At 71.8% G+C, this 20,864-nt stretch carries 15 protein-coding genes and 4 tRNA genes; 5 read left to right on the plus strand and 14 right to left on the minus strand.

Annotation, left to right across the window (positions count from 1 at the left end; all coding sequences use genetic code 11):
* Window positions 1–74: 74 nt before the first annotated feature.
* The 5 genes from AB0M95_RS03075 to AB0M95_RS03095 form a co-directional block, all read right to left on the minus strand.
* The gene (locus tag AB0M95_RS03075; protein WP_363758631.1) at window positions 75–1,226 is read right to left on the minus strand and encodes a family 16 glycoside hydrolase; all 1,152 of its coding nucleotides are present in this window, start codon (window positions 1,224–1,226) and stop codon (window positions 75–77) included.
* A gap of 454 nt (window positions 1,227–1,680) precedes the next feature.
* Entirely contained in the window at window positions 1,681–2,586 is a 906-nt protein-coding gene (locus AB0M95_RS03080) for a helix-turn-helix transcriptional regulator (RefSeq protein ID WP_363758634.1), read from the minus strand.
* A gap of 280 nt (window positions 2,587–2,866) precedes the next feature.
* Entirely contained in the window at window positions 2,867–3,661 is a 795-nt protein-coding gene (locus AB0M95_RS03085) for a nucleotidyltransferase domain-containing protein (protein ID WP_363758637.1), read from the minus strand.
* 197 nt (window positions 3,662–3,858) lie between these two features.
* Window positions 3,859–4,752 carry a GAF domain-containing protein gene (locus tag AB0M95_RS03090; RefSeq protein ID WP_363758640.1) on the minus strand — a complete coding sequence of 298 codons (894 nt, stop codon included), beginning with the start codon at window positions 4,750–4,752 and terminating at the stop codon, window positions 3,859–3,861.
* A 288-nt stretch (window positions 4,753–5,040) separates the two neighbouring features.
* Window positions 5,041–5,112 (minus strand) — tRNA-Val (locus tag AB0M95_RS03095).
* Between the two features lie 448 nt (window positions 5,113–5,560).
* On the opposite strand from AB0M95_RS03095, the gene AB0M95_RS03100 reads away from it, so the two are divergent.
* Window positions 5,561–5,974, plus strand: a complete 414-nt coding sequence (locus AB0M95_RS03100) for an SsgA family sporulation/cell division regulator (protein ID WP_363758643.1) — start codon at window positions 5,561–5,563, stop codon at window positions 5,972–5,974.
* 41 nt (window positions 5,975–6,015) lie between these two features.
* Here AB0M95_RS03100 and AB0M95_RS03105 read toward each other — a convergent pair whose 3' ends face one another.
* Entirely contained in the window at window positions 6,016–6,654 is a 639-nt protein-coding gene (locus tag AB0M95_RS03105) for a DUF305 domain-containing protein (protein WP_363758646.1), read from the minus strand.
* Between the two features lie 95 nt (window positions 6,655–6,749).
* Between AB0M95_RS03105 and AB0M95_RS03110 the strand changes: the two genes are divergently transcribed.
* A complete protein-coding gene (locus tag AB0M95_RS03110; protein ID WP_358522392.1) occupies window positions 6,750–8,168 on the plus strand; it encodes a hypothetical protein in 1,419 nt (472 codons plus the stop codon).
* 16 nt (window positions 8,169–8,184) lie between these two features.
* On the opposite strand, the gene AB0M95_RS03115 is transcribed toward AB0M95_RS03110, so the two are convergent.
* The 4 genes from AB0M95_RS03115 to AB0M95_RS03130 all read right to left on the minus strand — a co-directional run bounded on the left by AB0M95_RS03115 (window position 8,185) and on the right by AB0M95_RS03130 (window position 12,648).
* Window positions 8,185–9,015 carry an aminotransferase class IV gene (locus AB0M95_RS03115; protein WP_358522390.1) on the minus strand — a complete coding sequence of 277 codons (831 nt, stop codon included), beginning with the start codon at window positions 9,013–9,015 and terminating at the stop codon, window positions 8,185–8,187.
* A 149-nt stretch (window positions 9,016–9,164) separates the two neighbouring features.
* On the minus strand, window positions 9,165–10,151 hold the full coding sequence (locus tag AB0M95_RS03120) for a chorismate-binding protein (RefSeq protein ID WP_363758650.1): 987 nt from the start codon (window positions 10,149–10,151) through the stop codon (window positions 9,165–9,167).
* A gap of 163 nt (window positions 10,152–10,314) precedes the next feature.
* Window positions 10,315–11,910, minus strand: a complete 1,596-nt coding sequence (gene hutH, locus AB0M95_RS03125; RefSeq protein ID WP_363758653.1) for a histidine ammonia-lyase — start codon at window positions 11,908–11,910, stop codon at window positions 10,315–10,317.
* Window positions 11,911–11,925: 15 nt separating this feature from the next.
* The gene (locus AB0M95_RS03130; protein WP_358522382.1) at window positions 11,926–12,648 is read right to left on the minus strand and encodes a helix-turn-helix transcriptional regulator; all 723 of its coding nucleotides are present in this window, start codon (window positions 12,646–12,648) and stop codon (window positions 11,926–11,928) included.
* Between the two features lie 180 nt (window positions 12,649–12,828).
* Here AB0M95_RS03130 and AB0M95_RS03135 point away from each other — a divergent pair.
* From AB0M95_RS03135 to AB0M95_RS03145, 3 genes are all read left to right on the plus strand, one after another.
* A tRNA-Gly gene (locus AB0M95_RS03135) sits at window positions 12,829–12,901 on the plus strand.
* Between the two features lie 30 nt (window positions 12,902–12,931).
* Window positions 12,932–13,002: transfer RNA gene (locus tag AB0M95_RS03140), tRNA-Cys, on the plus strand.
* A gap of 11 nt (window positions 13,003–13,013) precedes the next feature.
* A tRNA-Val gene (locus AB0M95_RS03145) sits at window positions 13,014–13,088 on the plus strand.
* Window positions 13,089–13,529: 441 nt separating this feature from the next.
* On the opposite strand, the gene AB0M95_RS03150 is transcribed toward AB0M95_RS03145, so the two are convergent.
* The 4 genes from AB0M95_RS03150 to AB0M95_RS03165 form a co-directional block, all read right to left on the minus strand.
* Window positions 13,530–15,278, minus strand: a complete 1,749-nt coding sequence (locus tag AB0M95_RS03150; protein WP_363758656.1) for a serine/threonine-protein kinase — start codon at window positions 15,276–15,278, stop codon at window positions 13,530–13,532.
* 304 nt (window positions 15,279–15,582) lie between these two features.
* The gene (locus tag AB0M95_RS03155) at window positions 15,583–17,607 is read right to left on the minus strand and encodes a family 20 glycosylhydrolase (RefSeq protein ID WP_363758659.1); all 2,025 of its coding nucleotides are present in this window, start codon (window positions 17,605–17,607) and stop codon (window positions 15,583–15,585) included.
* A 106-nt stretch (window positions 17,608–17,713) separates the two neighbouring features.
* A complete protein-coding gene (locus AB0M95_RS03160; protein WP_363758662.1) occupies window positions 17,714–19,171 on the minus strand; it encodes an ATP-binding protein in 1,458 nt (485 codons plus the stop codon).
* Window positions 19,168–20,826 (minus strand): FAD-dependent oxidoreductase, encoded by a 1,659-nt coding sequence (locus tag AB0M95_RS03165; RefSeq protein ID WP_363758665.1) that lies wholly within the window; start codon window positions 20,824–20,826, stop codon window positions 19,168–19,170. The genes AB0M95_RS03160 and AB0M95_RS03165 overlap by 4 nt, the downstream gene beginning before the upstream one ends.
* Window positions 20,827–20,864: the final 38 nt, after the last annotated feature.

Raw genomic sequence — 20,864 nt, forward strand, 5'->3', positions numbered from 1 at the left:
GGGGACTCCGTACCGGGGAGAGCCGCCCGCGCCGCCGGGAGCGGGCGCGGGCCGGTGTGGTGTGGGGGCCCGGGTCAGAGACCGAGGATGTTCAGGTCCCAGAGGGAGTGGCCCCACTGGGTGGCGCGCTGGGTGCCGTAGACCCGCACGCAGCGGCCGCTCACGTCGCCGAGCGGAATGTCGTCGATGCCGCCGTCGCCGTTCGCGGTGGAGTACACCGTGGTCCACGCCGCGCCGCAGCCGGGCGCGACCTGGATCTGGTACGCCCGCGCGTAGGCGACCTCCCAGTTCAGGCGGACCAGCCTGATGGTCCGCGTCTGGCCGAGGTCCACCTGGATCCACTGCGGGTCGGAGTACGCGCTGCCCCACCGGGTCGTGAGGTCGCCGTCGACGGCACGCGGGCCGACGTGCTGGGATCCGGGCTCGACGCTGGATACGGTGACCGGGCGGTTGCGCGCGTAGTCGACGAGGGCGGGGGCGTCGGTCTTGATGCGGATGTCGCGGTAGTTGATGTCCATGCCGTCGCCGTCGTTCTGCACGCCGATGTAGCCGTTGGCGATGTTCCGCGTGCTGATGTAGTCGTTGATCTTGACGTCGTTGAGGATGACCTCGACGTGCCGGCCGTGCAGCCTGATCTCGTAGGTGTTCCACTGGCCCGGCGGGCGCAGCGCCTGGGCGCGCAGCGCGGCGTCGGGGGCCTTGAAGCTGTAGACGCTGCCGGTGGTACGGCTGGGGTCGGCGTCGGTGGCGTCGATCTGGATCTCGTGGCCCTCGTTGACCGGCTTCCACGGGTCGCCCTGCGGGTCGGAGAAGCCGATGAACACTCCCCCGTTGTCGTCACCGGGCATCATCCAGTCGAGCTTGAGCGAGTAGTTCGCGAACGTGCTCACCGGATACCACAGCAGGCCCATGCCACCGAAGGACTTCAGCGTGCCGTCCACGATGGTGAAGCCGCCGGGGCCGGCCTGGCGCCATCGGCTGAGGCCGGCCTGGGTGCCGTCGAACAGGGAGGTGTACCCGGGCTCGGCCGCCAGGCCTTCCTTGGCGGCGGGCGCGGCCTGCGCCGTGGCCGCCGTCAGGGGTGTCGCGAGGGTCGCCGCCACGGCCACCACGGTCACGGCGCGCCGCAGCAGGACGGCGGAGCGTGCGAGGGCCGCGCGGGCACGGCGCAGGGCCGTGCGGGGCGAGGCGGGGGTGCGGTCGGGAAAGCGCGCGTGCTCGTCCATCACGGATCCTTTGGGAGGGGATCGAGGGATTCGAGGGGATAGGAGCGCGCCGCCGCACCTGTCCGCTAAAAGTCGGAGCTGATGGGACCTAACTTTCGCCGCTGTGGACGAAACTTTGACACGTGACAACTGAAGCGTCAAGGCAGTGAGTGGCCCCGGTCCCTGCCCTCTACCAGGGCGGGAGGAAACGGCGGACGTACGGAGGGCGTCGCGTCCCCCGGCCGCGCGCCGGAGGCGCGGATCACCGGTCTTCGCAGCGCGCCCGAACAGGTCATCCGATCAATCCGGGTATCAGGAGGCGGGAATGGCGAGCTCACCGGAGCGCCGCCGCCCGGTGCGGCCCCGCACGGACAGCAAGCCTCGGAGGTGCGGCCCGGCACGGCCCCGCACGCCACCGGGCCCGGGCGACGGCCTGGCGCCTCCGCCGGGAATGACCGTCGCCGGAAAAACCGCCTCAGTACTCGTCCAGCATTCTGCGGATCATCGCGGCCGTCGCGGAGGCCGACTCGGCGTCGACCACGAGCGCGTTCATCACTGCGTAGTAGCGATCGATGTCGGCCTGCTTGTCCGGGAAGATGACACCCACGAGCTGCGGAAGGCACACGACGTCGCTGAGCTTGGTCGCCGACGTGCGCATGATCGCCATCGGGCCGCCCATCGCGCCGTGCTCGCCGCGGCTGAACGGCAGCACCTGGATCGTGACGTTGGCGCGCCGGCCCGCCTCGAGCAGGTACTCCATCTGGGCGCGCATGATGGCCTCGCCGCCGACCCGGCGCCGCAGCGCCGACTCGTCCAGGACCGTCCACAGCCTCACGGTGCCCGGCTCCACCAGGATGCGCGCGCGCTCCATCCTGAGGCGGACGCGGCGCTCGATCTCGTCCTCCGAGACGCCAGGGTGCAGCGCGCCGATCAGCGCGCGGGCGTAGTCCTCGGTCTGCAGGAGCTCGGGAACGCACAGCGGATCCCAGCTGCGGATCAGCGCGGCGCCCTGCTCCAGGCCGATGTAGGACTCGAATGAGGGGGGCGTCAGGTCGTTGTAGGCGTGCCACCAGCCGGGGACGCTGGCCTGCCGTGCCATCGTGAGCAGGGTCTCGCGCTCGGCGTCGCCGGTCACTCCGTACAACGTCAGCAGGTCCTGGACGTCGCGGGCCTTGAAGCCGGTACGGCCGAGCTCCAGGCGGCTGATCTTGGTGTCGGAGGCGCGGATGCGGTACCCGGCCTCGGCCCGGCTGAAGCCCCCGGCCTCGCGCAGACGGCGCAGCTGGGCGCCCACGAGCATGCGCAGGACCGTGGGACCGGCCTGGCGGTGGTCGAGTACCTGGTCGTCCTCCAAGTCGTCGTCAGCCGGGAAACGGCTCAAAACTCCCCCTCAGTCACAGAAACCACCGACCACCCTCACCGCGCCCCACACCACCAGCGTCTCACGCTGCCGGCACACCCAGTACCGATCTTTCGCAGACGTGACGAGCCCACGAAACCGCGCCGCGCGCACGAGAAGAACGGACGGCGGCCCGAAGTTGGATCGTCTTCCCTGCGCCGGGCACTGTCAACTCACGACCGGCGCAGGACATGACGATATCTGTCAAACGGCCGGGAAGACGCGGGAGCGGGCCGCGTTCACCGGCAAATCGCGGCCCAGGTCAGGGGTGCGGACGTTCGCCGGCCCAGCGTTCGGTGTGTGCCTTGACCAGCCACGCGTTCACGCGCGTCATGTCGGGGTGCTCCGGGAGCGGCGAGGTGGTGGTCAGGCGTTCAAGGCGGGACTCCAGCTCGGCGGCGACGGCCAGGGCCTCGTCCTTGGTGTGCCCGCCCTGGCGCAGTTCGACGATCCACGTGCGCCACGGCTCCGGCATGGGCAGGGTGACGCCCCCGGTCTCCAGCAGTTCCACCCCCTGCAGCCCGAGCCGCACCATGTGCCCGGCGTACTTCACGTCGAACCCGTACAGGGCGATCAGCTCGGGACGGTTGGTGCGTGTCCCGTTCGGGCGCTCGACCATGTGGTCGCGCTGCGCACGCAGGTAGCCGAGGAACCGGTGGCCCGCCTGCCGGGACAGGACCATGTCCGCGTTGGCGCGCAGGTCCTCGCCGGTGCGCGTCATGGTGACGATCTCCTCGGGCGGGACGAACAGCGGCAGCAGCACCGTCGGGTTGCCGGTGACGGCGAGCCGCATCCACTTGCGTAAGGAGTAGATGATCAGGTCCAGATCGCCGGGGCCCGAGCGCACCCCCTCGGGCTGGGTGCGGTACACGTACTGGTCGAACCGGTTCAGACCCATGACGTACTCGGGCGGCTCCAGGCAGATGCCCATCTCGTCGCGGTCGTCGGTGCCCGCGATGTTGGTCCCGTGCACGCCGGAGCCGACCTGGCAGCGCAGGATCGTCAGCTCGTCGGCGACGGCGCGGAACTCGGGCGTGGAGTGCTTGGTCCAGCTCACGATCCCTCCCCCATGGCCGGCCGGGCACGACGCGAGGGACGCGATCGGCTCGGCATGGGATCAATCCTGGCCAACCGGTGGATCCACGATCAATTCATTTCCGGAACCGCGCCGTTTGGTGGCGTGTTCGCGCGGTGCCGCGGCGCCGGCCGCGGTGATCTCGAACGTGCGGTGCCGCTGCGCACACGGCCGGTCTCCTAGAGGTTGGAGAACCAGGCCAGCACGGCGATGCCGGGAGCCTCTCGTGGGGAACCGGTGACCGGCTGGGCCACGAGCGTGGCGGCACGGCCGTCGGAAAGGCCGACCTCCACCACCGCCGCCCGGCCTTGCGCGACCAGATTCACCGCGGCCTCCTGCAGAGCGAGCCGATCGCGCGGAGACAGATCCCGCAGCTCCGAACCCGGGACGGGGTGTGCCACCTTGACGCCCCGTTCCCGCACGAACGCCTCCAGCAGGGCGCGCTCGCGGTCGGTGGCCATGTCGAGCAGGCGCCGCTCGACGGCGGTGGCCGAGCGCTGGGCAAAGGCCATCAACTCCGCGTTCGCCCGCTCGTTCGGGCAGGTGATACCGACCACCCCGGCCACGCGCCCGCTGAGCGGATCACGTACCGGCGCGGCCATGCCGGTGATCCACCGCAGCGCCTCAGCGAAGTGCTCACCACCCACGATCTGGCAGGGACGCCGTTCCACCAGCGCCGAGCTGAAAGCGGTGGTGCCCACATCGGCCTCGGCATAACTGGAACCGGGCGCGGCACCGACCGCGTCCAACGCTCTGCGCAAGCCCGGGTCCCCCACGGTACGCAGGAAAATCACGCCCTTGGCATCGCCCAGGAACACGCACGCCGCGGTGCCCGCGATGGTGGTCTGCAGCTGCTGGAACACCGGCCGGGCCGCGCGCACCAGGCCGCATTCGAAGTCCAGGTCCTCAAGCAGGCGCGGCTGGACGGTGTCGGGGCTGAGCCCAACCGCCTGGCACCGCCGCCAGGAGTCCAGGACCGACGCGCGTACGCGCTGCCCCGCGGGCTTGCCGTCCAGGAACCGCTCCATCAGCGTGCCCGCGAGTCCTCCCCCATCGTTCCAGCCATCTGCCATCGGGCTCACTCCCCCGACTTTCACATTGTGAGCGCTGCGATGTACACCCCACTGTCAGGATAGGGACACACCACATCACCCGCACCCGCCCGGTACGGTCTCGCCGTCTTACCAGGCGTCTTGGGCGTCACGCGGCCTGGCGCGCCGGCGCTCGCCGGTCAGGACGCCGCCCGGGCGTCAGCGTAACACGCCACCGCCCGGCTCACCCGAGGGCCGGTGGCGGGGCTTAGTCGCTCAGAAGATCAAGAAGGCCGCTTCTGACGAATCAGAAGCGGCCTGCGGCCTGGGTGGGCGATACTGGGATCGAACCAGTGACCTCTTCGGTGTGAACGAAGCGCTCTCCCGCTGAGCTAATCGCCCCTTCCGCGCCGGGCTTCCCGTGCTGACTTGGTCGGCCTGACGCGGAAAACCATACCTCACTCCGCGGCGCGCTGGCGAACCGGCGGACGAAACCGATCACGAAAGGTTCGCCGGAGTCCGGCGGCGTGGCGCCCTGTTGTCATAGCATCGTCATGCCCCATACTCATCCGAATCGCACCACTTATGATCTTTACCCCGAGACACCCGTAGATGCCCCGTAGGACGGCCGGAACGACACGCAAAACCCTTGCAAACAGGCGCCTCTAAGCGATGTTTGACCAGGTAGAGGCATAAATGTCGCGCTGTGATGTGCGTTACAGAAGGCCTCAGGAGCGGAATCTCTCCTGCAGTGCCTTCGTTCCGCAGACATGGCTCCGGACGAAGTCCTTCAGAGCACCGCAACCCGAGCCCCGCGCAGGGGACCCACCGACGAAAGGGCTGGCTGACGATGAATGCCACCGTCTCTGCCGAGCTGGGCCTTCGACTTGTGGTCCCCGACCGTACGGCCGTCCCCCTGCTCGCCGGCCTCAGCTACACGGCCGATGACCCGTACGCCATCCGGATAGCCTTCCATGTGGGGAACGACGAACCGGTCGAGTGGATCTTCGCCCGCGAACTGCTGACCGTGGGCATCGTGAGACGCGTCGGAGACGGTGACGTCCAGGTGTGGCCCGCGCGAGCCGACGGTGAACGCACCCTGAACATCAGTCTCACCTCACCCTTCGGACAGGCTCTGTTCGAGGTGCCGCTCCACCCGCTGACCGAGTTCCTGCACCGCACCTATGAGCTGGTCTCCGCCGGCCGCGAGACCGACTTCATGGACCTGGACGAAGAGCTGTCGAACATGCTGTGGAGTTCCTGACCCCCGGACCGCCCCCGGCTCGCGGAGTTCCTCCCCCGGCCTCACCTCAGGAGCGCGCGCATCCTGCCGATCTCCACGCGCTGCCCGGACGCCATGTCCGCGGCCATCGCCCGCATGATCTGATCCGTGCCGCCCGCCAGCTCCTCCCCCGCCATCGTGACCGCCCCCTCGTGGTGCCTGATCATGAGCCGTAGCAGCAGCGCGTCGAAGGCCTCCCCGCGCGAGGAGCGCAGCCGGTTCATCTCCTCCAGGCTCGCCATGCCGTACCCCGCCTGCCCGGCCGGCGTCGTGCCGTCCCCGTGGCCGGGGTGATCGGCGGGGACGTCGCGGCCGAGCGCGCGCAGCCATCGCGCCATCACGTCGATCTCCGGGCGCTGCCCTGCCGAGATCCGCGCGCACAGGCTCCTGACCCGCGCGTCCGAGGAGCGCTCGGGAGCCAGACCGGCCATCTCCAGCGCCTGCCGGTGGTGCGGGATCATCCGCTCGGCGAAGAGCACGTCGGCGGCGGACGCGCGCCGCTCCGGCCGTCCGACGCGCTCGCCGGGCGTGGCCGTCCGCCCGGACTCCCCGGGGGCGCCCGGGACGATCACCGGGGCGCCGCCGCCCGCGACGACGGGCGCGCGCCCGTCCTCGGCCGTCCCGGTCGCGGTGGTGCAGCCGGCCACGCCGGATGCCAGCACAACCGTTACGAAAACCCCCCACACACCCGCCCGGTTCGACATAGCTTCCATACTGGTGCAGATTCCCAGCATTCGATCCGACAACGGGGGGCATAGTGGGCACGTGGCGAATCGGGGCGACCGCCGCCGCACTGGGGACGGTCATGATCCTCGGAGGATGCGCCGGCGACCCGGAGCCCTCCGCCACCCCTGCGGCCACGTCCAGCGGCTCGCCCACGTCCTCGGCTCCCCTCACGAGCGGCGGCGTCCAGCACAGCGCCAACGCCCGGCTCGTGGCGAACGTCCCGCTCTCGGCGCCCTTCGACGGCGAGCATGCGTGGGGCACCGACCTGGCCTTCCAGGGGAACTACGTGTTCACCGGAAACTACGAGGGCTTCACGATCCACGACATCAGCGACCCGGCCAAGCCGAAGGTCGTGACGCGGGTGGTGTGCCCCGGCGGCCAGAACGACATCTCGGTGACCGGGAACCTGCTCTTCCTCTCCATCGACGAGCCGAGGAGCGACAACACCTGCGAGAGCGACCACGGTGACCCGTTCACGGGCTGGGAGGGCATCCGGATCTTCGACATCTCCGACAAGTCCCACCCCCGCTACGTCAAGTCGCTGGCGACCGACTGCGGCTCGCACACGCACACCCTCGTGCCGGGCAAGGACGCCTCGAAGGTGTACCTCTACATCTCCTCGTTCGGGCCCGACCCCTCGGCCCCGCACTGCAAGCCGCCGCACGACTCCATCGGGGTCGTCGAGGTGCCGGTGGCCGACCCGGCCCAGGCGCGGGTGGTGGCCCAGCCGGTGCTGTTCCACGACGGCGACGACGAGTCCCAGCCGGGCGCCACGAGCGGCTGCCACGACATCACGGTGTACCCGGAGAAGGACCTGGCCGCGGGGGCCTGCCTCGGCAACGGCATCCTGATGGACATCTCCGACCGCGCCCACCCGAAGGTGCTCCAGCAGGTCACCGACACCGAGAACTTCTCCATCTGGCACTCGGCGACGTTCAGCAACGACGCGAGCCGTGTGATCTTCTCCGACGAGCTCGGCGGCGGGGTCGCCCCCACCTGCGACGCCAAGACCGGGCCGCTGCGGGGCGCGGACGCGGTGTACGACATCAGGCCCGACCACACGCTTCAGCGCCGGGGGTACTTCAAGATCCCGCGGCATCAGACCGCGGCGGAGAACTGCGTCGCGCACAACGGCTCGCTGCTGCCCGTGCCCGGCAAGACCATCCTCGTGCAGGCGTGGTACCAGGGCGGGGTCTCGGTGGTCGACTTCACCGACCCGGACCACCCCAAGGAGATCGCCTTCGTCGACCGGGGCCCGCTCGACTCCGCCGACGGGGAGCCCAAGCTGGGCGGGTCGTGGTCGGCGTACTACTACAACGGCTACATCTACTCCAGCGACATCACCAAGGGCCTGGACGTCATCGCGATCGACGACCCGCTCACCGATCCGGCGAAGACGGTCAAGGTGAACGAGCTCAACGCCCAGACCCAGGTGTCGTACCCGGAGTGATCACGGCCCGGAGTGATCAGGGATCGACGTCGGCCGCGGAGCGCTCGGCGAAGACGCGCATCGCCTTGGCGGTGACCGGGCCGGGCGCGACCGGCAGGACCGTGTCGTCCACCAGGCGGATCGGCTGGATGTCGCGGGTCGTGGAGGTCAGGAAGGCCTCCTCGGCCTCGTACAGCGCGGAGACGGGGACGTCGGCCTCCTCGCCGCCGTGCCATTCGAGCACCAGCGCGCGCGTCACGCCCGCCAGGCAGCCCGAGGCGAGCGTGGGGGTGAGGAGGTGGCCGTCCCGGACGATGAAGATGTTGCTGCCCGTGCCCTCGCACAGGTCGCCCGCGAGGTTGGCGAAGATCGCCTCCTCGCCGCCGTGCACCTTGGCGTAGGCGAGCGCCTTGGCGTTGTCGCCGTAGGACGTGCTCTTCACGCCGGCGAGAGCGCCGCGCTCGTTGCGGGGCCAGGGGACGACGGTGACGCTCGCGGTCTCCGGGAACGGGGGCTGTGCCGCGACGATCACGATCGCGGTCGTGCCCTGGTTACCGCGGTCGGAGCCAAGGGGGCCGTTTCCGCTGGTGTAGGTGATGCGGATGCGCCCGAGCGGCCACGGGGGCGCCGCGGCGAGGCAGGAGCGCACGCCCTCGGCGATGGCCGAGAGGTCGGGGGCGGGCAGGCCGAGGCGCTCGGCCGAGAGCGCGAGGCGGTCCAGGTGCCGGGTGAGCGCGAACGACGCGCCGTTCACGCACTTGATCGTCTCGAAGACGCCGTCGCCGACCATCAGGCCGTGGTCGAAGACGGAAACGCTGGCCTGTGCGGGATCCAGCAGTTCGCCGTTGACCCAGACCGGTACGTTCATCCCAGTTCTCCGTTCTTACGAAATATTGCCGGGTATTGCCAGGTCTACCCGGTTCAAGGTGGCCTCCTCCGCGGTCGCCCGCCGCGGGACGGCGGGCGCGTGCGGCGAGGGTTACCGTGCGTGCGGATCCGCGCGGGCCGGGACGGCCCTCAGGCCTGCCCGGAGGCGAGCGCGATGAGCCGGGACGCCTTCAGCTCGGTCTCGCGCCACTCGCGCTCCGGATCGGAGCCCCAGGTGATGCCGGCTCCGGTGCCGAAACGGATGAGGTCACGCTCGATCCAGAAGGTGCGGATGCCGACGGCCAGCGCGGCCTCGCGCCGGTCGGCGTCGACCCAGCCCACTGCCCCACAGTACGGCCCCCGGGGCTCTGGTTCGAGTTCATTGATGATACGCACGGCCGAGGACTTCGGCGCGCCGGTCACCGAACCGGGCGGGAACGTCGCGGCGAACAGCTCGGCCCACCCCTGCCCCGGCGCCAGCCGGGCGCGGACGGTGGAGACCAGGTGGACCAGGCCGGGATGCTCCTCGACCGCGCACAGGGACGGCACCGTGACCGACCCCACCTCGGCCACTTGGCCGAGGTCGTTGCGCACCAGGTCGACGATCATGACGTTCTCGGCGTGATCCTTCTCCAGCAGGTCGCCGGCGGTCACACCCGTCCCCTTGATCGGCCGGGACTCGACGACGTCCCCCGACCGCGAGAGGTACAGCTCGGGCGAGGCCGAGACGACGGTCGTCCCCGGCACCACGACGGTCGCGGCGTAGGGCGCGGGGTTGCCGCGCGCGAGCCGGGCGGCCAGCACGAGCGGGTCGGAGTCCGGGGGCAGCTCGGCGGTCAGGACGCGGCACAGGTTGGCCTGGTAGACCTCGCCCTGCTCGATGTAGTCGCGGATCCGCCGGACGCCGTCCCCATAGGCCCGCCGGTCGAGCGAGCCGGTCCACCGCAGGGTGGCGGGCCAGGGGCCGGCCGGGCGGGGCATCGGGGCCGGGCGCACCTCGTCGAAGCGGGCGCAGGTGACCTTCCCCTCGTAGGTCACCACGACGGCCCACCAGCCGGTGGCGTCCAGCGCTGCGAGATCGGTGGTCACATCCCGGAGCCCGGTCGCGAGCCGGCCTCCGACATGGGCGAAGTACACATATCCATTGTCTCGCGGTCCGGCCACTCGCCCGCCCCCGTCCAGCACCACGGTGGAGGTGCCGCGCCTGTTCCGCCCCGGCCTGGTGATCGAGAGGTCGTCGCGGCGATCCCCCGGAGGTTACCGCCGTCGCGGCGATCACCCCCCCGGGGGGCGGCCTCGGTCAGGCGAGCGGGCCCGTGACGGACTCGGCGGCGGCGACCAGCGCGCCGTCGCCGACCATGCGGACCGCGGCCTCGATCTCGGGGGCCAGGAACCGGTCCGGGCCGGGGCCAGGGACCTCCCGGCGCAGCACGGCGACCACTGCGCCCGTCGCGGGGGCGGGCCGGAGCGGCGCGCGCAGGTCGATGGCCCGCGCGGCGGTGAGGATCTCGATGGCCAGCACGCGCGTGAGCCCGTCGATCGAGCGGCGCAGCTTGCGCGCGGCCGACCAGCCCATGGAGACGTGGTCCTCCTGCATCGCCGAACTCGGGATCGAGTCCACGCTGGCCGGGACCGCCAGGCGCTTGAGCTCCGAGACGATCGCCGCCTGGGTGTACTGGGCGATCATGTGCCCGGAGTCGACGCCCGGGTCGCCGGCCAGGAAGGCGGGCAGGCCGTGGCTGCGGGCGACGTCCAGCATGCGGTCGGTCCTGCGCTCGGACATGGAGGCGAGGTCGGCCAGGGCGATGGCCAGGAAGTCCAGCACGTAGCCGACCGGCGCGCCGTGGAAGTTGCCGTTCGACTCCACCCGGCCGTCGCCGAGCACGACGGGGTTGTCGATGGCCGAGGCCAGCTCACGGCCCGCGACCACGGCGGCGTGCGCGGCGGTGTCGCGGGCGGCCCCGGCGACCTGCGGCGCGCAGCGCAGCGAGTAGGCGTCCTGCACGCGGGTGCACGACTCGTCCCGGTGGGAGGCCATGATGCCGGAATCGCCGAGCAGCGCCCGGAGGTTGGCCGCCGAGTCGGCCTGGCCCGGGTGGGGACGCAGGGCCTGCAGGTCGGCGGCGAAGACGCGGTCCGTCCCGAGCAGGGCCTCCACGGACATGGCCGCGCCGACGTCGGCCGCCCGGAACAGCCGGCCGAGGTCGTCCAGGGCGAGCACGAGCATGCCGAGCATGCCGTCGGTGCCGTTGATCAGGGCGAGCCCCTCCTTGGCCGCCAGCTCGACCGGCTCCAGGCCCGCCCGCCCCATCGCCTCCCGCGCGGGCCTGAGCACGCCCTCGCCGTCCCGTACGTCGCCCTCCCCCGTCAGGGCGAGCGCGACGTGGGACAGCGGCGCGAGGTCGCCCGAGCAGCCGAGGCTCCCGTACTCGTGGACGACCGGCGTGATCGCGGCGTTCAGCAGGCCCGCGAGCAGCGCGGCGGTCTCGGGACGCACGCCGGTGTGGCCGGTGGCCAGCGTGTGCAGGCGAAGGAGCATCATCGCGCGGACGACCTCGACCTCGACCTCGGGGCCCGACCCGGCGGCGTGCGAGCGGATCAGCGAGCGCTGCAGCTGGGCGCGCAGGTCCGGGTCGATGTGCCGGGTGGCGAGCGCGCCGAAGCCGGTGGACACGCCGTAGGCGGGGGTGGGGCTCGCGGCCAGCTCGTCCACGCGGGCACGGGCCTTGGCCATGGCCGTCACCGCCTCGTCGGTGAGGCGGACGGCGGCGCCGTGCCGGGCCACCCGGACGACATCGGCGAAGCCCAGCGGGCTCGGGCCGACCTCGATGACGGCGGTGGCCCGGACCCCGCCCTCGCGATGCTCCCCGGAGTTCACGACCTCGTTGTCGCGCATGGTGTCACTCTCTTGCTAGGTAACTGGCGTATTGCATGTTAGCCCCTTACAGGGGAACATCGCCGCCAGGCCCTTCCTGCCCAGGTCGGTGAGCTGGAGCACACGCCTGGTGGGCCCGCGCCGGTACCAGTCGCGCTCCAGCAGCGCGCGGGTGATCTCGGCGCCGAGCGCGCCCGCCAGGTGGGGGCGGCGTTCGGTCCAGTCCAGGCACGCGGGGGCGAACCGCCGCCGGGACCGGCGCGCCGCCGCGAGGTCGGCCCCCAGCCCGGCCAGCGCGGCCTCCCCCGCCTCGGTCACCTCGAAGGCGTCGTCGCCGGTCAGGTGGCCCGCGGCCAGCATCGCGCCCAGCAGTTCGACGCCCGCACGGCCGGCGAGGTGGTCGTAGCAGGTGCGCGCCTCACCCAGCAGCCGCGCCTGCCTGGACTGGCGCAGCGACCGCACGGCCGGGCGCGGGCTGACCCGCGCCAGCACCTCCAGAACCTCGGCCACCTCGGGCCCGGCCAGCCGGTAGTAGCGGTGCCGCCCCTGGCTGACCACGGTGACCAGCCCGCCGTCCAGCAGCCGCGCCAGGTGGGCGCTCACGGTGGACGGGCTCACCCCGGCCAGGTCCGCCAGCTCCCCCGCCGCCAGCGCGCGCCCGTCCAGCAGCGCGGTCAGCACGGCGGCCCGCGCCGGCTCGGCGATCAGCGAGGCCACCGAGGCGATGTCGGCGTCGCACGCCACCCGTTGTGCCACCATGTCTCGACGCTAACCCACCCACACTTCGCCCCAGATCGAAGCGTCCCCGGCCCGGACTCCCCGCCCCGCGTCACCCGGTCTTCACTGGCGCCGAGACGCGAGGGGCGATCTCGGTTTGGGGAGTTGGCCGGGATTCGCTAGAGTTCTCTGCGTGAGGCCGGGCGTTCACCGGCCGATCACGCGGACGTGGCTCAGCTGGTAGAGCATCACCTTGCCAAGGTGAGGGTCGCGGGTTCGAATCCCGTCGTCCGCTCGGAGAGGTCTCCACAGAGGGGGCTTGCCCGGTGGAGTGGCCGAGAGGCGAGGCAGCGGCCTGCAAAGCCGCGTACACGGGTTCAAATCCCGTCTCCACCTCTGTTTTACCGGGGCGATTAGCTCAGTGGGAGAGCGCTACCTTGACACGGTAGAGGCCACTGGTTCAATCCCAGTATCGCCCACCACCAAATCCCCAGGTCGCTGACCTGGGGATTTTTCATGGTCACAGTTCCGCGGGGTGCCCGAGGCCTGCGGGCGGCGGGGCGGGCGCGGGGACGTCGGCCGGGTCGGCCCGCCCGCGGCGGATACACCTCGGCAAAAGCGTATGACGTGGCACGCTCCACGACCCGCCCGCGTTACTCCGGAGTCCGGCGATCTTCGTCCGGCGATCCGGACCGTTCAGCCGAGAAGGCTTGTTCGGAGCCTGAGGCCGCCACCGGACCGTGAGCGCTCACGCCCCTGGGCGACCGCGATCCCCCCCGAACCCGGCCCGCGACGGCGCCACATACACGGTCCCGCCCCGAAACCGGACGCCCCCGGCTAGGCCGGCCGCGTTCGCGCGCTTCGGCGGGTGACGCGGGCCGGCGGGGGCCGGCGGGGGCCGGCGGGGGCCGGCGGGGGCTCGGTCAGCGGGCGGCGAGCAGGGCGGCGTTGACCAGTCTCGCCATGCGGTCGGCCGTCGCGAAGCCGGGCTTGTGGCCGGAGTGGTAGACGAGGACCATCACGTTGGCCGTCTGGAACAGGACCTGAGTCTGGTAGTTCGGGCTGGTGGGGTCCATCCGCCGGGTCCAGCTGTAGGCCGCGTCGCCCACGGCGGGGCCCTCGCGGACCTTCGTTCCCGGATACCGCCTGGGCTCGTCCTTCATGTTGGACCGGCTCATGTCGAACGCGGTGAACGCCATGTCGGCCGTTTCGAACCGGGTCTTCTGGATCTCCAGGAAGGTGCCGTCCTTCCGGTCCCACATGCACGCGTCCTTGGTCATGAAACGCTCCTCGGCCGGGCCGCCGAGCAGGATGCGCGCCTGCGCCGCGGTGAGCAGCGAGCATGCCTCGGGGTTGGCGGCGAGCAGGCCCGTCGGCGCTGCCCTGCCGGTGCGGTCAGGCTTCACCGAGGGGCGGCCCGTGCCGGTCGCCGCCACCGACGAGGTGACGCCGGGGGTGGATCCGGACGGAGGGATGACGCCGGCGCTCCACATCAGGACGCCCGCCACGACCGGGACGGTCACCGCCAGCGCGGTGCCGATGACCATCGGCGCCCGGCCGCGGGAGGACCGCCTGCCGGGCGCGGTGGGTCCGGTGGGTCCCGTGACGGCCGCCCGCCGTCCGGGCCCGGTCCGATCCGCCGGCCCGCCGGGGCCGGTCACGCCGACGCCACCCGGACCGGTCGCACCGCCGAAGCCGCCCACGCCACCCGGACCTGTGACGCCGTGGCCGCCCACGCCGCCCGGTCCGGCGGCGTGTCCGGCCGCGTCGCCGAAGGCGGGCCCGCCGGCGACGCCGGGCGCTCCCCCGAAGCCCATGCGGCCGCCTGGCTCGACCGGCGTTCCCGGGACTGCCGGCATCGGGCCGCCGCCGGCGATGGCGTGGAGCCGCGACGCCACCCAGCTCGCCGGGCAGCGCCGGACGGGGTCCTTGTCCAGGATCGCGGCGAGAACGGGAGCGAGCGGCCCGGCCAGGCGCATCGGGTTCGGCTCGTGCATGAGCACGGCCGCCATGATCGCGTTGGCGTTGTCGCGCCGGAACGCGGGCGCGCCCTCGACTGCGGTGTAGAGGGTGGCGCCGAGGGACCACAGGTCGGCGGGCGGCCCGTCGGCCTCGCCGCGCAGCCGTTCGGGGGCCATGTACCCGGGTGAGCCGTTCAGCAGCCCGGTCTGGGTGAGGGCCGGGTCACCGGCGACCGTGGCGATGCCGAAGTCGGTGAGCAGCACCCTGCCGTCGTCGGTGAGCAGCACGTTGCCCGGCTTGACGTCCCGGTGCAGGATGCCGGCCGCGTGGGCGGCGCCCAGCGCGTCCAGGACGGCGAGCCCGATGGCGGCCACCCGGTGAGGCGGCAGCGGCCCGTCCGCGCGCACGATCTTGTCGAGCGACCTGCCCCGGACCAGCTCCATGACGATCCAGGGCTGGCCGCCCTCCAGGACCACGTCGTGCACGGTGACGATCGAGGGGTGCGACCGCAGCCGGGCGGCGGCCCGGGCCTCCCTCAGGGTGCGTTCGCGCAGCTCCGCCCGGGCGTCCGCGTCGAGCTCCGGCGGCAGCAGCACTTCCTTGATCGCGACCTCCTGGCGCAGGAGCTCGTCGGCGGCGCGCCAGACCGTCCCCATGCCACCCTGCCCGATCGCCGAGATGAGCCGGTAGCGGCCCGCGAGCAGGGTCACCGGCGGGCCCCGGTCCGCGCGTGGGACGGGCTCGGCTGACCGGCGCCGCACGGGCCGGGGCGCGCGTTCGTCGGGTGTTCGGGCACGGCCGTGGTCCGCGGCGGCCGGACGGCGATCGTCAACATCTCTCCCAGGTGCGATTCGGCAGCGCCATTCTGGCGGCCGGACCGGACCTGAGCATCCGGAATCCCCGCATCGCGGCGATTTGGTGTGATCCTGCAACCAGGGCTCGGCGCGTCGATCAACCTCAAGATCATCGTCACGGCGGCCGGGCCTTGCGCTTGAGCTCGGGCCCGGACGGCGCCTAGGGCTGCACCTCCAGGTAGTCGACGTTCGGCCCGCCGTTCGCGGTGGTCGCGGTGGCCCGGATGGTGTTGGTCCCGGCGGAGAGGTTCGCGGTGAGCGTCCCGGTCTGCCAGGTGGTCCACGCGCCCGTCCCCGGGAAGGCCATCCCGGCGGCCACGGTGGCGCCGTTGACCGTGACGGTCATCGGCCGGTTGACGGTGGTGCCGTTGGCGTACCGCACGCGCAGCGTCACCGGGCCCGCAGCCGCCGCGGTGACGGTCCACTGGACGTACGCTCCACTGGCGTTGTCGTAGTTGACGAACCCGATGCCGGAATAGCCCGCGTGGTCGGACTCGACGACGCCCCGCGAGATCGTGGCGTTCTCCGCCTCGTACCTTGCCGCCGTACCGGTGCTCCACGGGACCTGGGCGGACCGGTAGAAGCCGATACCCATGGCCGTCCAGCGCGGCGCCTGCGCGCCCAGGCGGGCGCGGAAGGCGTTCCAGTCGTGCGTGGACCACGGCGACCAGCCCAGCTCGGCGATGGCGGGCAGCCGGGGGAACGCCATGTACTCGATGTGGTCCTCGGTGACGATCGTCTCGGTCCACAGCGGCGCCTCGACGCCGAGCACGGCCGACTCGGGCACTCCGCTCAGGTAGGCGCCCGGGTTCCACTCGTACGCCGTCCGCACCTCGATGTAGCCCGCCCAGTTCAGCCCGAGCGGAGTGGAGGAGTTGTACTTCATGTCGAGGTAGGCCTTGTCGGCCGGGGACATGACGACCTTGGCGCCGCGCGAGACGGCCGTGGTCACCGCCGAGTCGGAGGTGGTCGTCCCCCAGTACTGCACGACGCGCCCCGGCGAGTGGTTCACCGCCGACGTCCCTATCTGGTGCCACCCCATGACCGTCTTGCCCGTCCCGGTCACCAGGGGCTGCACGCGGTTCATGAACGCGGCGTACTGCGCGGCCGGGGTTGAGCTCGCCTCGTCGCCGCCGATGTGCAGGTAGGGGCCGGGCGTGATCGCGGCCAGCTCGGTGAGCACGTTCGCGACGAAGGTGTAGGTGTTCTCCTTGGTCGTGCACAGCGAGCTGAAGCCGACGTCGGTCCCGGTGTAGAGCGGCGGGGCGACGCCGTCGCAGTTCAACTCGGCGTAGGACGCGAGCGCGGCGTTGGTGTGGCCCGGCATGTCGATCTCCGGGACGATGGTGACGTACCGCTGCGCGGCGTAGGCCACGATGTCCTGGTATTGGGCCTTGGTGTAGTAGCCGCCCGCGCCGCCGCCGACCTGCGTGCCGCCCCCGTAGGTCGCCAGGCGCGGCCAGGTGTCGATCGCGATGCGCCAGCCCTGGTCGTCCGAGAGGTGCAGGTGCAGATGGTTGACCTTGTAGAGGGCGATCCTGTCGATGTACTGCTTGACGGTCGCGACCGGGTGGAAGTGGCGCGCGACGTCGAGCATGGCGCCCCGGTAGGCGAACCGCGGGTGGTCGACGACGCGCCCGCCCGGCACGACCCAGGGGCCGGGGCGCACCGTCGTGCTCTCGACGTCGGCCGGCAGGAGCTGGCGCAGCGTCTGCACGCCGTTGAACAGCCCGTTGGCCGTCTGCGCGCGGATGGTCACCGACGTGGCGGTCACGTCGAGCTGGTAGCCCTGCGCGCCCACGGCGGGGTCGGCGCCGGTCAGCAGCAGCGAGATGCCCGGGGAGGGCGAGGACGCCTGGGCCAGCGGCAGCGCGTACCCGGTCGAGCGTCGCAGGAGCGCGGCGAGGTAGGCGCCGACGTCCGCGGCCGCGGCCGAGCCCGTCTGGGTGAAGATGCCCGCACCCGACGGGAGGATGTAGGTGACGCCGGCGGACGGCTGGGCCGACGCAGGGGCCGGGATGACGTCGGCGATCGACGCGGCCGAGGCCGGAGGGGCCGCGGTGACCGTCACCAGCCCGGTGCCGCCGACCAGGAGCAGGACCGCGGCGAGCCATGCGAGCGCACGGCGGGCCAGGGGACGTAGGCGGGTCGTGCGGGGCTTGCCGGACGGTAAGGAGAGGCTCATAGGCGTCCCTCGCAGGCGAAAGCGGCTTATTTATTAACAAGCTTTACTTTCAGCGAGAACGCCGTCAAGCCACAGGGCGCCCCCCCGGATCGGGGTGCACGCGAGGTCACTCCGCCGCGATCGGGAGCAGCACCCGGAAGCGGGTGTCGCCCGGCACCGAGTCCACCCGGATGTCGCCGTGGTGCTTGTTCACGATGATCCGGTAGGAGATGTCCAGCCCGAGGCCCGTGCCCTCGCCCACCGGCTTCGTGGTGAAGAACGGCTCGAAGATGCGCGGCCGGATCTCGGCGGGGATGCCCGGCCCGGTGTCGGCGATCTCGACGAAGACGCGGTCGGCCTCGTGCCCGGTGCGGACGGTGAGCACGCCGCCGCGGCCGTTCATCGCCGCGAAGGCGTTGTCGATGAGGTTCGTCCACACCTGGTTCAGCTCGGCGGCGTACGCCGGGATCGCCGGCACGGTGCGGTCGTACTCCTTGACGGTCCGCACCCCGGAGGGGATCTTCGCCTGCATCATGGTCAGCGTGGCGTCGAGCAGCTCGTGCACCTCGACGGTCTGGTAAGGGGTGCGGTCGAGTTGGGAGTACTGCTTGGCGGCCTGGACCAGCGAGGACACGCGACTCACCGCGTCCTCGATCTCGCCCATCAGCAGCTCGGTCTCGATCGTGTAGGTCAGCCAGCGGATCGCGGGCTCCAGGTTCTCGCCGCCGACCGCGCCGCTGATGCGGTCCAGCCACGTCGCATCGATTCCGCCGGAGACGAGCGTCGAGGCCAGCTCCCAGCCGCCCGTGATGTCGTGGTCGTCCAGCCAGTCGCACAGCGCGTCCTCGGCGTCGGCGGTGGCGAGCGCCGACAGCGGCACCGCGTTCGCCGCCCGCTTGACCGCGTCCTCCTGCAGCTCGACCAGGTCGTGCAGCCGCGAACCGTCCACCCTGCCGTCGGCGATCAGCGCCAGCTTGTGGCGCATGCCCGCGACCCGCTCGCGCAGCACGGCCGTGGCCCGGACGGCCGCCGCCGCCGGGTTGTTCAGCTCGTGGGTCAGCCCCGCCGACAGCGAGCCCAGGGCCAGCAGCCGCTCGCGCTCGCCGACGATGGTCTGGTTGACGCGCATGCCGACGAACATGCCCTCCAGCATGTGCGTCGCCATCGGGAACCATTCGCGCATCGCCCGGGCGAGCACGCTCGCCGGTAGCGCGAACAGCTCGATGTCGCTGATCGCGCGCAGCGTGGCGGTGTAGGTCTGTTTCACCTGGTCGGCGAGGTAGGTCTGCATCGCCCCGGCGTACACGCCGCGCTGGTCGGTGCGGTTGATCTCGACCTCGTCGCCCCGGACGCGCCGCGTGAGGGCCACGGTGCCGCTCAGCAGGACGTAGAAGCAGGTGGCGGGCTCGCCCTCCTGGCAGACCATCTCACCGCCCCTGTGGCGCTCCACGCGGCCGTGCTCGACGAACACGGCGAGCTGGGAATCGGTCAGGGATTCGAACAGGAACAGGGTGCGCAGCTCGCCGGCGGTGAGGCGATCACCGTCCGCGTCTCCGCGCCCGGCGGTCTCGCCCGGCTCGGTCATTGCGTCTCCAGATAACGGTGGATCAGCGATACGGCCATCGCGCCCTCGCCTACGGCCGAGGCGACGCGCTTGACCGAGGTGGCGCGCACGTCGCCGGCGGCGAACACGCCCGGCATACTGCATTCCAGGTGGTACGGATCGCGCGGCAGCGACCAGCCCGGCGGCCGGCGGCCGTCGGCGAGCAGGTCCGGGCCGGTGAGCACGAAGCCACGATCGTCCCGCTGGATGGATTTGTCCAGCCAGTCCGTGCGCGGCTCGGCCCCGATGAAGATGAACAGCCAGGAGGTGTTCACGTCCTTGACGTGCCCGGAGCGCGGGTCGCACAGCGAAAGCCGCTGCAGGTGGCCGTCGCCCTCGCCCCCGACCACCGTCGTGTGCGGGTGGACCTCGATGTTCGGCCTGCCCTCGATCTGGTCGATCAGGTACTGCGACATCGAGCGCCGCAGGTCCCCGGCGCGGATGAGGATGTGGACCTTCCGGGCGTACCGCGAGAAGTGCATGGCGGCCTGGCCGGCGGAGTTGGCGCCTCCGACGATGTAGACCTCCTCGCCGGCGCAGGCGGGGGCCTCGGTCGCCGCCGACCCGTAGAAGACGCCCCGGCCGGTCAGCTCGGCGAGGCCGGGGGCCTCCAGCATGCGGTAGGAGACACCGGTGGCCAGCACGACGGTGTGGGCGGCGATGGCGCCGCCGTCACCGAAGCGCAGCAGTCGCGTGCTGCCGCCCGACTCCAGGCCGACGACCTCGCGCGTGGTGAGGATCTCGGCGCCGAAGCGCAGGGCCTGGCGCCGGGCGCGGTCGGTGAGCTGCGCGCCCGACACGCCGTCGGGGAAACCGAGGTAGTTCTCGATGCGGCTGCTCTGCCCGGCCTGGCCTCCGGTGGCGCGCTGTTCCAGCAGGACGGTGCGCAGGCCCTCGGACGCGCCGTACACCGCCGCGCCGAGCCCCGCCGGACCCGCGCCCACGACCACCAGGTCGTAGAAGTCCTCTGCGGGCTTGGTCGTCAGCCCGACGTGCGCGGCCAGGCCGGCCTCGGTCGGCTTGACCAGGGACGAGCCGTCCGGGGTGACCACCAGCGGCACATCGTCCACGCCCAGGCCCGCCGCGGAGAGCAGGCGCCCGCCCTCGGCCTCGTCGGCCAGCAGCCAGCGGTAGGGGACGAGGTTGCGGGCGAGGAAGTCGCGGACCTTGTACGACGGGGCCGACCAGCGGTGGCCGACGACGCGGATGTCGTTGATCGCCTCGTCGGGCGCCGCCGCCCACGCGTCCAGCAGCGCGTCGACGACCGGATAGAGCTTCTCCTCCGGCGGGTTCCACGGCTTCAGCAGGTAGTGGTCCAGGTCGACGATGTTGATCGCGTCGATGGCCGCCTCGGTGTCGGCGTACGCCGTGAGCAGCACGCGGCGGGCGCGCGGGAAGATGTCCATCGCGGACTCGAGGAACTGGATGCCGTTCATCTGGGGCATTCGGTAGTCCGCCAGCATGACGGCGACCTGCTCGCCGCGCAGCTTGAGCTCGCGCAGGGCATCGAGGGCGGCCTGGCCGGAATCGGCGCGCACCACTCGGTAACGATCACCGTATCGTCGCCTGATGTCCCTGGCCACCGACCGCGAGACGGCCGGATCGTCGTCGACGGTCAAAATCGCCGGGTTCGCCATGGATCCAATGAAACCATGTCGTGGAGTAAAGATGGCCC

The organism is Sphaerisporangium sp. NPDC051017, from assembly GCF_040683095.1.
GTDB lineage: Bacteria > Actinomycetota > Actinomycetes > Streptosporangiales > Streptosporangiaceae > Sphaerisporangium.

Excerpts from the sequence above, each read along its gene's own strand:
- AB0M95_RS03075 (WP_363758631.1), bottom strand. The coding sequence starts at position 1,226 with ATGGACGAGCACGCGCGCTTTCCCGACCGCACCCCCGCCTCGCCCCGC.
- AB0M95_RS03090 (WP_363758640.1), bottom strand. The coding sequence starts at position 4,752 with ATGGCAGATGGCTGGAACGATGGGGGAGGACTCGCGGGCACGCTGATG.
- AB0M95_RS03100 (WP_363758643.1), top strand. The coding sequence starts at position 5,561 with ATGAATGCCACCGTCTCTGCCGAGCTGGGCCTTCGACTTGTGGTCCCC.
- AB0M95_RS03115 (WP_358522390.1), bottom strand. The coding sequence starts at position 9,015 with ATGAACGTACCGGTCTGGGTCAACGGCGAACTGCTGGATCCCGCACAG.
- hutH (WP_363758653.1), bottom strand. The coding sequence starts at position 11,910 with ATGCGCGACAACGAGGTCGTGAACTCCGGGGAGCATCGCGAGGGCGGG.
- AB0M95_RS03130 (WP_358522382.1), bottom strand. The coding sequence starts at position 12,648 with ATGGTGGCACAACGGGTGGCGTGCGACGCCGACATCGCCTCGGTGGCC.
- AB0M95_RS03155 (WP_363758659.1), bottom strand. The coding sequence starts at position 17,607 with ATGAGCCTCTCCTTACCGTCCGGCAAGCCCCGCACGACCCGCCTACGT.
- AB0M95_RS03160 (WP_363758662.1), bottom strand. The coding sequence starts at position 19,171 with ATGACCGAGCCGGGCGAGACCGCCGGGCGCGGAGACGCGGACGGTGAT.
- AB0M95_RS03165 (WP_363758665.1), bottom strand. The coding sequence starts at position 20,826 with ATGGCGAACCCGGCGATTTTGACCGTCGACGACGATCCGGCCGTCTCG.